Here is a 13,606-nt window from a genome sequence, read left to right as displayed (position 1 = left end):
GTATGGGGGCACTGACGAAAGCTGAGATGGCGGAACGTCTTTACGAAGAGCTGGGCCTGAACAAGCGTGAGGCCAAGGAGCTCGTGGAGCTGTTCTTCGAAGAAATCCGCCAGGCGCTCGAACATAACGAGCAGGTCAAGTTGTCCGGCTTCGGCAACTTCGATCTCAGGGACAAGCGTCAGCGCCCCGGTCGCAACCCCAAGACGGGCGAGGAAATCCCGATCACTGCCAGACGAGTCGTGACGTTCCGGCCGGGTCAGAAACTCAAGGCAAGGGTCGAGGCCTATGCTGGAACCAAGCCATAACGACGAACTCCCCGTCATCCCCGGGAAGCGGTACTTCACGATTGGCGAAGTCAGCGAGCTCTGTGCGGTGAAACCGCACGTGCTGCGCTATTGGGAGCAGGAATTCCCACAGCTCAACCCGGTCAAACGGCGGGGCAACCGCCGCTACTATCAGCGCCAGGACGTGCTGATGATCCGCCAGATACGCTCGCTGCTCTACGACCAGGGCTTCACCATCGGCGGCGCCCGCCAACGCCTCTCCGGCGACGAAGCACGCGAAGACACCACCCAGTACCGCCAGCTGATCCGTCAGATGATCGTTGAACTCGAGCAGCTGCTGCAGGTGCTCGGAAAGTAACCAACGGGGAATTGTTTTACTTATCAGGCGATTAGTGTATAGTGCGCTCCGCCTACCCAGTAGGCATCAGTCGGGGCGTAGCGCAGCCTGGTAGCGCACTTGCATGGGGTGCAAGGGGTCGAGTGTTCGAATCACTCCGTCCCGACCAAAAAACCCTAGAAAATCCAGTCACTTAGCGGTGACTGGATTTTTTTATGGGCAGTAGTTTTTTCATAAGCCCCTCGTGATCGGTTTTGGTGACCGTTTGGTGACCGTTTGTGCTGCGCTCGCACTTTGTGTCCGGTGACGCCATGCTTCTGAAAATGCTTACCTGCTTTTGGGGTTTCGATCCCTTCAGCTCTGATGCTCAGTGCGAGGGCTCAGATCGGTCAGAGGCATCTACAGTACAAAGGTGGTTCACGCAAGGCTAACAGGCAGAGATTTGAGCCGCTCCCTGCGCCTTGGCTGCCCGAGTTCAAACAAGCAAAATTTTGCCGCTCTCATCCTGGGGTTTTCGCCGAGCGAAGAATTGATGTGGGTTGGCGTTAAGAGGCAAGGACGCATATAGATGATTGATTACCTCGCAGCATTCCCTGTTCCAGCACATTTGCTGCCAGAACGGTTACGCCTACTGCTACAACCAATCGGTACCGATCCAGCGCTTCGGGTGGAGGTCAGTTGCTTCACAGAAGATGCCCCCTCCGAGCCGAAACGCGAGGCTGTATTTATGCTGATGGCTGTCGTTCCCGGCGACAGTCATAGCGCTGTCCCCATCCTTAGTAGCGAACAAGGTCAGGTTGCTTATTCGACTCCGATACTGCGTGAGAAGGGTAGCGAGAGAGGCTTCTCGCCCAGCGTGAGTGGATATGACTATATCGTCGCATCTTGGGGGGATGGGTCTTTCTATACCTATCACTTGGCGGAAAAGGTATGGATGACACTAGGACTCACCCCTCGTTGCTTCGGCAATGAGCAGCAGCGGCTGGTCTACGATGATCTCGGGCTTCCTGAGTTCGGCGTTGCGGAGGGTGAGATCTCAGCCCAGTACTACTTTACTGCGTCCCGTCAAATCCAATGGTTCATGTCCAATGAGTACCTGCGCAAGTATCTGTGGCTAAGAGGCGGGCGTGGTGTTCGCCAGCTCTATTACAAGGTGATGCTTCAAGACGTTCCGGAGCTGCGCGAGTGGATGAACGGACGTCAGTTTGTCGAGCTTGGGGCGAGTGGAGGCTGGCTTGAGGGTGATATTCGAGAGGAGCGTGATGGTTTCCTCCTTCAGGTATGGGCGACTGTAGAGGCTATTTCCTGCGAGCTTTCCCCGGAGCAGAGTGCCGAAGGCCTACATTGGCCCGGTATTAAGAATGCGGTCACCCGCGTCAGCGCCAACGCTATTTTGAACGAAGACAGCATCTATCTCGACGACAGATTTCTTGAGCGATATGAGCAGAGCAGTTTCTACGATAGCACTCCAGTCAACCTGTATGGCTTCTGGCACTGTAGTCCCTCTTACTTGGGGCAGTGGGCCTTCTCAGGCTGCATGCGCGTTGGTCGCAACCTGATTAGGGTGCCATTGCGCGAGCTATACAAAGGAACGCCGGACCGAGAGATTCTGCATGCGCATGCCCATGCGCTAGATCCCCATATCGTCGCTCAGCACGATATGAGCGAAGAGCACATCGTCTCAAAGGTGGATAGGCTATTGGCTCAACTGCTGGCTTTGGGGGAGAGTCTGTCCGAACTCGCAGGCGCCTTGGGCATAGAAAGGTCCGCAAACGACTTGATTGGATTCACGCGCAGCGTAGTAAAGGACGATGGTTGGCTGCATTACCCTCAGCTTGAAAAGCTCGCCCAAGTTGCTCCTATAGCGATGACCCAGCAAGCGTTCCTAGCTCGATGCAAGTCCATCCATGAGCTTTGGCAAAAGCTACCCAACGGTTTTCTAAAACAAATTTTGCAAATGGCCGGTGTTCCACGAGTCAAGATTTCTAATCGGGCAAGCTTGAGGCTGTTGCAAACGTTGTTGAACATCCTGCAACGCTTAGATAATGACGAAGAGGCAGTGGACGCTTTTAAGAGCGACCAGGTGCCAGAACATTGGGATGACAGGAATTCTGGATTGGCGATGCTATTTGTTGCCAATGATTTTCGAATTGCTGACGCCCATGACTCAGTGGGTGAGTCCCTTCAGAGGCTACAGGATCAAGGATTCGATATCGCGAGCCTGCATCAGGGATACGGGCGAGCACTAGATTTTGTCCTAGATGGTGTCATCAATTCATTTGATGCAATCAATGCTCCTCTCAAACGAATCCTTTCGCGCGCCTGAAGGTGGGCGTGCGTGCAGATAACCTTACGGAGGTCAGTCCGGCCCTTCGGGAGCAAGTTGCTCAATCGCGTGGAAAGGGGGGATAGTTTTTATTGGGTAGACCGGCTGCTTTTCCGAGAGCAATCTTGAGCGAGAAGCTAGAGCTGGCCAAAAGCAGCCTGTCACAATAGATCGATGGAGCAGAGATTGTGAGTGACCCTCGCTGGGAGGTAGTCTTGCGCTAGCTCGAACACCGCCAGCTAAGGAGTTGTAGTTGTGGTGAGCTTAGTCCGCCATTTTACTTCGCCCAGTCTACCCCAGGACGTTCCGCTGGATTCATCACCTCATGTTTTTCACAACATGGCGTCATATTTATAGTTAGATGCGCTTTCGGCCAGAAAATTAAATGACAGCGATTAATAATAATGCATGAAGAGTGGAAGACAGCGCTATTAGAGGCAAAAAATGCCGCCAGTAGAGCCTCGAGTATTAGAGGCTTCAAAGGGCTTCATAAGGAACAGGCCGCGCGAGCATCATATTTTACAGAGCTGGCAAAAGTTATTAAAAGTCTGGGGCTCTCAAATCCGCATGAAAAGTCTGCATTAACAATAGAGCCTGCTCATCCGGTCCAGTCGCGATATCTAGATAGAGCTTTCGAGAAACTCAATATCAATCCAATTATTCGAGAGAGGCACAAAGACTGCAGGCTCTCACTAGTGTCTCTTGAAATGTTGAGGCGATACTCTCCAGAGTCCGACGCAAGAAAGATGATGGAGAGTGGATTTCAATCGCCTTTGTATCTTCTTGATCCATTGTATGGATTTGTTTACCTCCCCAGAAATGGCAAGATTCATAACCATTGTCTAGCAATAGATGTTTGGTCATCACACCTCAAATCAATGCCAGTCCAGCTATCTGAAGGTCTTTGGAAGAACCGGGCTGATGACATGCTATCAGGCGGAGCTTTTGCAGGAAGGCTGTTGCTTAAAGATTTGATACCTCCAGAAACCGACCCTATAAAATTAGCATCTCCTCCTGTATTGGTGGTAAATTCAGAGTCCGAGCTTGGGGATCTAATAAAAGTACTAAAAGATAGCGCCAGTAATTTACCAGGTGTCGAACTTTGGTTTAGGGGGCAGAGCCAGGACTACCAGACTCCAGATCGCTCCATTCTAACTCAGCTAAACATTACTCCGTACTCAAACGTAAGGGACTCTGATTTTACGCCATCTCTGTATCGGAAATATGATGAATTCTTAGATTGTGAGAGCCATTATGAAGGGCTTGTGCTTGAATTGGCGGAGTGGGTTTATTATGCAAAGCAGATTATACCTAGTGGCAGCCAAGCTAACATCAATACACAAGCCGCTGGTGTGGCAGCAGTTAACGCTAGCGGTTTAGAGTCCTATCAAAGAGGCTTAATTCTGCAGCAGTATGGGGCGCCTTCCGCATATTTAGATATAACTCGCGAGCACACCATTGCAGCTTGGTTCGCAACAAGGAAGTGCATCGCCAGTAACGGGAAGATGGAGTATAAAAGCCACTCTTGGAATGAAAGATCTTCTGAAGATTGGCCGACTATTTACGTTTTCCCTTTAGTTAAAGGTCTACATACGTATCTGGACCTAAACTCAATCCTTTCGGGTAGTGGTGCCAAAAGACCTGAAAGGCAACAGTGTGGTCTGCTAGGAGGTGCTGGAAACCTAGCGCGAAATTACTGCGCGCGATATTTGGGTGTAAAAATCAGGCTTGGCCCCGGCTTTAAAATCTCTAACGCTTATGATGCAGGGGATTTGTTTCCGTCAGAATCAGAAGATGATGTTCTTAAGCATCTAAAACAAACCTGCTTGGCAAATGTAAATCGCCGGTTTTCATTATCAGAACTTGCTTAGCAATTCTTTTAAGCAAGCTCGTATAGGCGTTGCTCAATCCCAACGCAAAGCGTCATCAGATTCCATCTAATCTCAATTAATTATTTATCACTGGTGGCCAGCCACTTTGATGATGGCGCGGGCGGTGAGCCGCTCGACGCGCCGACTGTGCTGGCTGCGCCGGAAGACGGTACGCATCTCTATGTCTGTGGTCCAAGCGGCTTCATGGCGCACGTATTGAGCACCGCCAGGGCGCAAGGCTGGCACGAGGCGAACCTGCATCGTGAGTATTTCAGCGCAGCCCCCACCGCGCAGGTGGATGACGGCAGCTTCGAAGTCCAGCTGAGCAGTAGCGGGCAAGTGCTACAGGTGCCTGCCGACCAAACCGTCGCCCAAGTGCTGGACGCGGCGGGCGTCATCGTGCCATCCGCGCTCGAAGCATGTAGGCCGCCTTGGGCGCGTAATCGTTTTCTCGCATAAAGCGAGCCAGGACTGTGTCCATGAACTCGCTCAGCAATGGAGAGCTGTGATACCGGTAGATGGCGTCCGCAATGGCGGACAAATGCGGCATAGCCAGCTCCAGGCTTTTTTCATGACCAAGAGCTACGGTGAGGGATAGGCCGTGGATGAGTGACGTCCACATCCTGCTTTCGCAGATAGAAGCCTACGGCATGGTGGGCGCCGAGCCTGGGGAGTTCATGGCGTACCGCCTTCTTCGTGGCGTGCAGCGGCATCGCTTCGTGCTTCGGTCGCCTTGATGACGGCGATCATGTCTGCGTGGCCGAACCCGGGCGAGACCGCTTCGTTGAACAACGAGAGGCAGACACCCATCAGGGGGCGCGCGAGGCCGGTGCCAGCGGCCGCTTCGGCGACAAGCCGGCTGTTCTTTAGAACATCGGTTATCGCGGCTTGAGCTTCCAGGTCCCTGATGGCGAGCTTGAGTCCTTTTGCTCGCGACATCCTGCGCGCCATCGGGCCGGCGTCGAGGATCGCGCGGAGCCGATCCGGATCCAGCCTATGCGCGCCGACGAAGCCGGTCACCAAGGTGATCAGGACGATGAGCGGCACGCAGGCGCGCGCCAGATTCAATGCAATGGGCTGTCCCATGATGCCGGGCCCGATGAAGCCAACACGCATGTGAACCTCCAGGTTCAAGGTGGGGACGATTGATGATGATCGGCTACCCATCGGCGCCCTGTCCGCATACCCGACCAGGGCTGGCCCTTTATCGGGCGAGCTGGTGAGCGTGACGCAACGTGTAGCGAAAGCGTTCAAGTCACCATGAAGCCACCGTCGGCGACCAGTACGTGGCCGACGACATAGGCGGACTGATCCGACGATAGCCAGACGACCGCTTCGGCAACCTCCTCGGGGCTTCCCATGCGCCTCAACGGCAGGCTTGCGCCGACAGCCGACATGTCGGCAATGCCGGAAGACAACATCATGTCGGTGACCACCCGGCCGGGGGCGATGGCATTGATCCGGAGCCCTCGGGGCGCGCATTCCAGTGCCGCCGAGCGCGTCAGTGAAATCACTGCTGCCTTGGAGGCGGAATACAGCGCCAGGCCGGGGTTCGGGTTGCGCATACCGCTGACCGATGCATTGATCACTATCCGGCCGTCACCCTGAGCCACCATGTGAGGGATCTGGTACTTCAGGCAGAGGAAGACGGATCGTACGTTGGCATTGAAGATCCTCGTGTAGACCTCGCTTCCCTGTCGCTCCAGCGGAGCGCGTTTCTCTTGGAGGCCCGCGTTGTTGAACGCGACGTCCAGCCCGCCGAACTCCTCGACCGTCCGCTCGATCAGTCGAACGACGTCCTCTTCGCGGGTGACGTCGGTGCGAATGAAGAGAGAACGACACCCATGGCGCCGGGCCTGGGCGGCGACCGCGTTCCCTTCGTCCTCGCGCCTGCCCGCCACCACCACCGCTCGAGCACCTTCGCGCGCCATCAGCAGCGCCGTGGCCCGCCCGATGCCGCTACCGCCTCCCGTGACGAGGCATACCCTTCCGCGAAGGCGGCAAGGCTGAACGACGGTCATATCCTGGTCCGGCATGGGCGCTTCTCCCGAACGATGGCCTGCAGCGTCGTGCCGGCCGATGCTTGGCATGGTCGGCGATATTGTTGTAGCGTGCAACAAAAACGAGGAGCGAGAAGTGGCGCACCGGAACCTGCAACTCATCGACAGCATTCGCTCCGCCTCACGGGAGATGGTGCGTGAACTGGGGTTCATGCAGACCACCCTCGCGGCGACCGAGTATCCACCTTCGGCGGTTCACACGATTCTCGAGATCGGTCCCCGGGGCCGCCTGACCGCCGCGCAGCTCTGCGAACGGCTTTGCCTCGAGCGATCCAGCGTCAGCCGCATGGTGCGCAAGCTGATCGACGCGGGAGAGCTGGAGGAATCTGCCTGCGAGACCGATGGCCGGGTCAAATGGCTGTCCCTGACGGCCAAGGGCAAGCGCTCGCATACCTCCATCGAAGCCTTCGGCAGAAAGCAGGTGGCCGAAGCCCTGGCCCAACTGGCGCCGGAACAGCAGCACGAAGTCTCCTCGGGCCTGGCAATGTATGCGCGCGCCCTGGCTGCGAACCGGCAAGGCGGTTCCTCGGGTGTCATTCGTCCGATCCAGATCGAGCGTGGCTACCGATGTGGCGCCATCGGGCGCATCGTCGAGATGCATGCGAGGTTCTATGGCTCGCAAGCCGGATTCGGGTCTTTCTTCGAAAGAAAGGTCGCTGGCGGCCTGGCCGAGTTCACCGGGCGCCTGGACAGGTCCTGCAACGGCCTGTGGCTGGCCATCTCGGATCAGCGGATCGTGGGTTCGGTGGCCATTGACGGCGAGGACCTGCCCGAGCATTGCGCGCACCTGCGCTGGTTCATCATGGAGGACGGCTTTCGCGGCGCCGGCGCGGGGCGGCGGTTGCTGCAAGAGGCGCTGGCATTCTGCGACGCGGGAGGGTTCTCGAAAACGCGGCTATGGACCTTCCAGGGCCTGGACGCCGCGCGCCGGCTCTATGAAAGTCAGGGATTCGTGCTGGAGGAGGCGTCCGAGGGACAGCAGTGGGGAACGAAGGTCATCGAACAATGTTTTGTGCGGGCGCGCCCGCCCGGCAACCCAGGCGAGAGGATGAACCCGTGAAGCTCGTCGGCAAGCTCGACTCACCCTATGTCAGGCGGACCGCCATCACCCTCGGATTTCTGGACGTGGACTTCGACCATCTTCCCCTGTCCATCTTCAGTGGCTACGAGCGCTTCAGGGGCCTGAATCCTGGCGTGAAGGCCCCGCTGGTTCTGGACGACGGCGCCGTACTGATCGGCTCCACGCTTATCATCGCAACCTTGCCAAGGCTCGCCATCGGGTTTTAGCGAGCAGGCGAGTCGGAATGCGGTTCCGGTATTTGCGTCACTGAAAGTCCCTGCTGCGTACATTCAACCCGGCCAGCAGTGGGGTGAGGTCGCGCAGCCGGCCGGCAATGACATGGCGCACGCCATTCGCCGCCTCCAGGTGTCCGTCGATGCGCAGCAGGCGTGATTGCACCAGCACCCGTCGCTGGCGCTCGGCCAGGTCGTGCCAGACGATCACGTTGACCAGGCCGAACTCGTCCTCGAGGGTGACGAAGATCACGCCGCTGGCGGTCTGCGGGCGCTGGCGGCCGATCACCAGGCCGGCGACGCTGACCGGTCGGCCGGACTCGACGTTGGGCAGGTCGCGCGAGCTGCGGCAGCGCAGGGCCGCGAGCCGGGGGCGCAGCAGCGTCAGTGGGTGCGGCCCGAGGGTGGTGCCGAGGGTGGCGTAGTCGGTGAGCAGGTCCTCGCCGACCGAGGGCCGGGGCAGGTTCACCGGCGCCTCGCGGGGCGCCGGCTGCCCGGCGAACAGCGGCAACTGCGGCTCGACCGCGGCCACCGCCCAGCGCGCCCGGTGACGGTGGCCGGCGAGGCCGCGCAGGGCGCCGGCATCGGCCAGCCGTTCGCGGGCACGGGCATCCAGCCCGGCACGCAGGCTGAGGTCCTCGACATCGCCGAAGGGGTGTTCCCGGCGTGCGGCCTCGATACGCCGCGCATCCGCCTCGCGCAGGCCGCGGATCATGCGCAGGCCCAGGCGGATGGCCGGCTGCCGTTCATCGCCGGCGGGCTCCAGGCTGCAATCCCAGCCGCTGTGACGGACGTCCAGTGGACGGACCTCGATACCGTGGCGACGGACGTCCTGCAGCACCTGGTCGGGGCTGTAGAAGCCCATCGGCCAGCTGTTGACCAGCGCACAGGCGAAGGCGGCCGGCTCGTGGCACTTCAGCCAGCTGCTGGCGTAGGTGAGCAGGGCGAAGCTGGCGGCGTGGGATTCGGGGAAGCCGTAGCTGCCGAAGCCTTTGATCTGTTCGAAGATGCGCGCAATGAACTCGGGTTCGTACTGCTTGGCGAGCATCCGCGTGGTAAGGCGCTCTCGATGAGATTCCAGGCCGCCATGGCGCTTCCAGGCGGCCATGCTGCGGCGCAATTCATCGGCTTCGCCCGCCGTGTAGTCGGCCGCGACCATGGCCAGTTCCATGACCTGTTCCTGGAACAGTGGCACGCCCAGGGTGCGTTCGAAGACCGGCTTCAGCTCTGCGGAGGGATAATCCACCGCCTCTTCCCCGTTCCGCCGGCGCAGGTAGGGGTGGACCATGTCGCCCTGGATCGGCCCCGGGCGGACGATGGCCACCTGGATCACCAGGTCGTAGAACCTCCGGGGGCGCAGGCGCGGCAGCATGGCCATCTGCGCCCGCGACTCGATCTGGAACACGCCGATGGTGTCGGCGCGGCTGATCATCTCGTAGGTGGCCGGGTCCTCCTGAGGCAGGCTGGCGAGGGTCCAGCGGGTGCCTCGGTAGTGCGCGAGCAGATCGAAGCAGCGGCGCAAGGCGCTGAGCATGCCGAGCGCCAGCACGTCGACCTTGAGCAGGCCGACCTGGTCGAGGTCATCCTTGTCCCACTGGATCACCGTGCGGTCGGTCATGCTCGCGTTCTCCACCGGGACCAGGGTTTCCAGCGGATGCTCGGAAATGACGAAGCCGCCCGGGTGCTGCGACAGGTGGCGAGGGAAGCCGATCAGTGCCTCGGTCAGTACCAGTACCCGGCGCAGCAGCGGGCTGTCCGGGTCGAAGCCGGCCTCGGCCAGGCGCTCGGGTGAGGGCGCCTGGTCGCTCCAGTGGCCGCAGCAGTCGGCCAGCATGTTGATCTGGTCCGGCGGCAATCCGAGGGCCTTGGCCACGTCGCGCACCGCGCCGGCCCCGTGATAGGTGCTGACCACCGCGGTGAGCGCCGCGCGCCCGCGCCCATAGCGGCGAAACACGTACTGGATGACTTCCTCGCGACGCTCGTGCTCGAAGTCGACGTCGATGTCCGGCGGCTCGTCGCGTTCGCGGGAGAGGAAGCGCTCGAACAGCAGCCGGCGGTCCGGTAGCGTCGGATCCAGTTCGGTGATGCCCAGTGTGAAGCACACCGTGGAGTTGGCCGCCGAGCCGCGACCCTGGCAAAGAATCTGCTGATCACGGGCCCAGCGGACGATGTCGTGGACGGTCAGGAAATAGCTCTCGTATTCCAGTTCGGCGATCAGGTCCAGTTCATGCTCGATTCGTTCGCGGGCTTTCGCCGGCACACCGTCCGGCCAGCGCCAGCGCGCGCCTTCTTCGACCAGCGCGCGCAGCCAGGAAGTGGCGTCGTGCCCGGCAGGCACCAGCTCGTGGGGATACTGGTATTCCAACTGGCCGAGATCGAAGGTGCAGCGTTCGGCGATGCGCACTGTCTCGTCGAGCAGGGCTGGCGGGTACAGCTCGGTCAGCTCCTCGCGCCGGCGCAGATGGCGCTCGCCGTTTGGATAAAGATAGGCGCCGGCCTCGACCACCGGCAGGTGGTGGCGGATCGCGGTCATGCAGTCCTGCAGGGCGCGGCGGCCGCGGGCGTGCATGTGCACGTCGCCGCAGGCCACCGGCGGCAGACCGAGGGTTTCGGCCAGGTCGAGCAGCGTGCGCAGCCGCGCGGCGTCGTCCGGTCCCCGGTGCAGTTCGACCCCGAGCCACAGCCGCTCGGGGAAGCGCTCGCGCAGCCAGGCGCCGTGCCGAGCATCGTCTTCCGCCAGCCAGATCGCCAGCAGGCCGTCCAGCGGTGCGTCCAGATCCTCGCGCAGCAGCCGGTAGCGCCCCTTTTCGGCACGCCGTCGGGCCTGGGTGATCAGCCGGCACAGTGCCTGGTAGCCACTCAGGTTCTCGACCAGCAGCACCAGTTTCGGCCCGCTGTCGACGCGCATTTCGCTGCCGACGATCAGCGGCAGGCCGCTGTCCTGCGAGGCCTTCCAGGCTCGCACGATGCCCGCCAGGGTGCATTCGTCGGTGATCGCCAGGGCGCGGTAGCCGAGCCGCAGGGCGCGCTCGAACAGCTCCTTGGCGCTGGAGGCGCCACGCTGGAAGCTGAAGTTGGACAGGCAGTGCAGCTCGGCGTAGTCGTTCATGCAAACCAGCCGTGCAGCAGCAGCGGCCCCTCGTCTCCCAGTGCGCGAAAGGCCCAGCCGCGCTGGCCGCTGCGGGTTTCCACCAGGTAATAGTCGCGGCGCACGTCGCCGCCGTCCCACCAGCCGGACTCGATGCGCTCAGGGCCGGCGAGGATGCGCACCGAGGCTTCGCGCAGCGGCTGCGGTTCGCTCAGCAGCCAGCCGGGGCGGGGCCCGCAAGGCGGCAGCGGCAGAACCGCCGGTTGCGTCGTCCAGGCGTGTTCGGGCCGATGCTCGGCGCGGGCGCCGAGGCCCTGCACGGCGTCGTCGCCGAGCCGGGCGCGCAGGCGCTCACGCAGTTGCTCCCAGGGCAGCGACTGCTGCGGGCGCTCGTCGAACAGTTGCCGGTGCTCCGGAGTGAAGGGCGGCAACTCGCGGGCCACCAGGCGCACGGCCAGTACTGGTGCCGGCAGTTGCAGCTGCTCCAGGCGCCCGCGGGCCAGCTCGAAGAGCATGGCCGCCTCCCGTTCGGCGGCGAGCAGGCCGATCTGGACCTGGCTGCCGGCACCGTTGCGGTGCTCCAGGTGCAGGACGAAGCGCTGCACGCCGCTGTCGCGCCCGGCCAGGTAGGCAGCCAGGTCGGCGGTCAGGCGGCGCAGCGGAAACAGCAGCGCCTGGTGCGACTCCACTTCGAAATTCAGCTCGATGCGCGCATCGAACACGTCTGGCGGCCGGTAGAACTCCAGTGCCAGCGGCCGACTGCCGAGCAGGGTGTCGAGCTGGGCCAGCACCTCGACGGGGAAACGCCGGGCCAGGCTGTCGCGCGGCAGGGCGAGAACCTGCGACAGGCTGCGCAGCCCCATGCGTACGAGCGCCGTGGCCACCTCGCGGGAAAGCCCGAGGCGCTCCACCGGAAGGCTGCCGAGGGCCTGGTGCAGCGTCCGGCCATCCGTCACCGCCAGGCCGTCGTGGGCATTGGCCAGTACGCGTGCGGCGGCGGGATTGGGGGCGACCGTGATGCGCTGGCGAAATCCCAGGGCTGCCAGCTCCCCGCGCAGGCGGGCTTCGAAATGCGCCCAGGGACCGAACAGGGCGAGGCTGGACTGCACCTCCATCAGCAGGCAGCGCGGGTAGTGCAGGCTGACCTGCGAGCTGAAGCCGTATGCCCAGGCCGCGAGGAACTGCTGCCAGCATTCGATCATCGCCAGGTCGTATTCGGCGGTGGCGAAGTCGCGCGTCAGAGCCTGGGCGGCGGTGAGCGTCTGGCCGGGTCTGAGACCGAGCGCGCGCGCCCTGCCATTGACGGCCTGCAGCACGCGACGTTGCGGCGGGCCGGCGAGCAACGCCAGCGGCGAGTCGGCGTCGGCGCGCTGACGTAGCACGCCGTCCATGGCCAGTTGCGGCAGCAGGATGCAAGCCCAGAGCATGCCGGCCTCACTGCCAGGTGCCGGCCGCGATCGGCCGGTCCGGGGCCAGACCGCCACGGCACTTCAATATGCGCCACTGTGCCGGCCGTGCGTCGACGGCGAGGCGCAGGGCGGCGGGCGACGGATTCGCCGCCTCGTGCTGGGGACGATAGGCGAAGCCCAGGGTCTGGCCGCTTTCCGCGGCGACCTGCAGGCGGCGCAGGGCGCGATCATCGGCCTGGCATGGCCAGCACAGCACTGCACCGCAGCTGCCCGAACGCAGACATTGCTCGGCCGCCCAGAGGGCATCCCGGCCCGTTGCCTGGATGATGCTCAGGTGGCCGAGATCGATACCTGCGGCCAGCCAGGCTTGCGGGTAGGGCACATGCGGCGGGCCGACCAGCACCACCCGCTCCCCGGCGGCGGTGAGGCGAGCCAGGGTTGGCCACAGCAGGCGCAGCTCGCCGGTCCCAGGCGCGGCAACGAGGAGTTCGCTCAGCGCCGACTCCGGCCAGCCGCCACCGGGTAGGGCGGCATCCAGTGCGGGGTGCCCGGTCGACTGGCTGCCAGGCAGAGGGGAGAGGGTCTGGCCACGCCAGACGCGACGTGCATCGAGCAGGCGGTCGAGAGCGACCACGGATGTCATGACGAGGGTGTACCTTGATACTGGATATGCAAACAGTATTTGGTTTCTCGAATGACGGTCAAGGTCATGCGATGAGCGTTGCGCTCCTACGGGATGACTGAATTGAAAATAGTTGTTGACGGTCCGGATGGGGTCTCTATAATGCGCACCACTTCCGGCGCAGTCGCTAGTAAAGACCTTTTAAATCAATGGGTTGTCGATGGGTTGGAAGGCTTCGCCGGAGCGATCGGGCGAATGCGAGGCGGGTTGACAGGGTTGGATAACGCTGTATGATTCGCCTCCCGCTGCCGAGGGC

General features: G+C 61.5%; 12 protein-coding genes and 1 tRNA gene. 8 read left to right on the top strand and 5 right to left on the bottom strand.

The features are described from left to right. Positions 1-2: 2 nt before the first annotated feature. The 6 genes from ihfA to H610_RS25290 all read left to right on the top strand — a co-directional run bounded on the left by ihfA (position 3) and on the right by H610_RS25290 (position 5,277). Positions 3-305 (top strand): integration host factor subunit alpha, encoded by a 303-nt coding sequence (ihfA, locus tag H610_RS0100900; protein ID WP_011913482.1) that lies wholly within the window; start codon positions 3-5, stop codon positions 303-305. Beyond that, a complete protein-coding gene (locus tag H610_RS0100895; protein WP_028237971.1) occupies positions 286-642 on the top strand; it encodes a MerR family transcriptional regulator in 357 nt (118 codons plus the stop codon). The genes ihfA and H610_RS0100895 overlap by 20 nt, the downstream gene beginning before the upstream one ends. 71 nt (positions 643-713) lie before the next feature. Further along, positions 714-790, top strand: a tRNA-Pro gene (locus H610_RS0100890). 399 nt (positions 791-1,189) lie between these two features. Continuing rightward, positions 1,190-2,947 (top strand): hypothetical protein, encoded by a 1,758-nt coding sequence (locus H610_RS0100885; RefSeq protein WP_028237970.1) that lies wholly within the window; start codon positions 1,190-1,192, stop codon positions 2,945-2,947. A gap of 404 nt (positions 2,948-3,351) precedes the next feature. Next, positions 3,352-4,818, top strand: coding sequence for a hypothetical protein (locus H610_RS25295; RefSeq protein ID WP_152529028.1), 1,467 nt, complete (start codon positions 3,352-3,354; stop codon positions 4,816-4,818). Positions 4,819-4,911: 93 nt separating this feature from the next. Further along, positions 4,912-5,277 carry a ferredoxin reductase domain-containing protein gene (locus tag H610_RS25290; protein ID WP_152529027.1) on the top strand — a complete coding sequence of 122 codons (366 nt, stop codon included), beginning with the start codon at positions 4,912-4,914 and terminating at the stop codon, positions 5,275-5,277. Between the two features lie 216 nt (positions 5,278-5,493). On the opposite strand, the gene H610_RS0100870 is transcribed toward H610_RS25290, so the two are convergent. Both H610_RS0100870 and H610_RS0100865 read right to left on the bottom strand, forming a co-directional pair. Further along, complete coding sequence (locus H610_RS0100870) at positions 5,494-5,934, bottom strand: NAD(P)-dependent oxidoreductase (RefSeq protein ID WP_028237968.1); 441 nt, start codon at positions 5,932-5,934, stop codon at positions 5,494-5,496. A 134-nt stretch (positions 5,935-6,068) separates the two neighbouring features. Then, positions 6,069-6,854 carry an SDR family NAD(P)-dependent oxidoreductase gene (locus H610_RS0100865; RefSeq protein WP_161630451.1) on the bottom strand — a complete coding sequence of 262 codons (786 nt, stop codon included), beginning with the start codon at positions 6,852-6,854 and terminating at the stop codon, positions 6,069-6,071. A 43-nt stretch (positions 6,855-6,897) separates the two neighbouring features. Here H610_RS0100865 and H610_RS0100860 point away from each other — a divergent pair, with 43 nt between their 5' ends. Then, entirely contained in the window at positions 6,898-7,938 is a 1,041-nt protein-coding gene (locus H610_RS0100860) for a bifunctional helix-turn-helix transcriptional regulator/GNAT family N-acetyltransferase (protein ID WP_201768338.1), read from the top strand. Then, positions 7,935-8,165 (top strand): glutathione S-transferase N-terminal domain-containing protein, encoded by a 231-nt coding sequence (locus H610_RS0100855; protein ID WP_028237965.1) that lies wholly within the window; start codon positions 7,935-7,937, stop codon positions 8,163-8,165. Before H610_RS0100860 ends, H610_RS0100855 begins: the two co-directional genes overlap by 4 nt. A 37-nt stretch (positions 8,166-8,202) precedes the next feature. Here H610_RS0100855 and H610_RS0100850 read toward each other — a convergent pair whose 3' ends face one another. Genes H610_RS0100850 through imuA form a run of 3 tightly spaced genes read right to left on the bottom strand, consistent with a single transcriptional unit; the run spans position 8,203 to position 13,311 of the window. Further along, entirely contained in the window at positions 8,203-11,280 is a 3,078-nt protein-coding gene (locus tag H610_RS0100850) for an error-prone DNA polymerase (RefSeq protein WP_028237964.1), read from the bottom strand. Beyond that, entirely contained in the window at positions 11,277-12,686 is a 1,410-nt protein-coding gene (locus H610_RS0100845) for a Y-family DNA polymerase (RefSeq protein WP_028237963.1), read from the bottom strand. Before H610_RS0100845 ends, H610_RS0100850 begins: the two co-directional genes overlap by 4 nt. A 7-nt stretch (positions 12,687-12,693) precedes the next feature. Continuing rightward, positions 12,694-13,311: a translesion DNA synthesis-associated protein ImuA gene (gene imuA, locus H610_RS0100840; protein ID WP_028237962.1), complete on the bottom strand. Its 618-nt coding sequence runs from the start codon at positions 13,309-13,311 to the stop codon at positions 12,694-12,696. Positions 13,312-13,606 lie beyond the last annotated feature (295 nt).

Source organism: Stutzerimonas azotifigens DSM 17556, assembly GCF_000425625.1.
GTDB lineage: Bacteria > Pseudomonadota > Gammaproteobacteria > Pseudomonadales > Pseudomonadaceae > Stutzerimonas > Stutzerimonas azotifigens.
This window is presented reverse-complemented; position numbering and strand designations above follow the sequence as displayed.

Excerpts from the sequence above, each read along its gene's own strand:
- ihfA (WP_011913482.1), top strand. The coding sequence starts at position 3 with ATGGGGGCACTGACGAAAGCTGAGATGGCGGAACGTCTTTACGAAGAG.
- H610_RS0100895 (WP_028237971.1), top strand. The coding sequence starts at position 286 with ATGCTGGAACCAAGCCATAACGACGAACTCCCCGTCATCCCCGGGAAG.
- H610_RS0100885 (WP_028237970.1), top strand. The coding sequence starts at position 1,190 with ATGATTGATTACCTCGCAGCATTCCCTGTTCCAGCACATTTGCTGCCA.
- H610_RS25295 (WP_152529028.1), top strand. The coding sequence starts at position 3,352 with ATGCATGAAGAGTGGAAGACAGCGCTATTAGAGGCAAAAAATGCCGCC.
- H610_RS0100870 (WP_028237968.1), bottom strand. The coding sequence starts at position 5,934 with ATGCGTGTTGGCTTCATCGGGCCCGGCATCATGGGACAGCCCATTGCA.
- H610_RS0100865 (WP_161630451.1), bottom strand. The coding sequence starts at position 6,854 with ATGCCGGACCAGGATATGACCGTCGTTCAGCCTTGCCGCCTTCGCGGA.
- H610_RS0100860 (WP_201768338.1), top strand. The coding sequence starts at position 6,898 with ATGCTTGGCATGGTCGGCGATATTGTTGTAGCGTGCAACAAAAACGAG.
- H610_RS0100850 (WP_028237964.1), bottom strand. The coding sequence starts at position 11,280 with ATGAACGACTACGCCGAGCTGCACTGCCTGTCCAACTTCAGCTTCCAG.
- H610_RS0100845 (WP_028237963.1), bottom strand. The coding sequence starts at position 12,686 with ATGCTCTGGGCTTGCATCCTGCTGCCGCAACTGGCCATGGACGGCGTG.
- imuA (WP_028237962.1), bottom strand. The coding sequence starts at position 13,311 with ATGACATCCGTGGTCGCTCTCGACCGCCTGCTCGATGCACGTCGCGTC.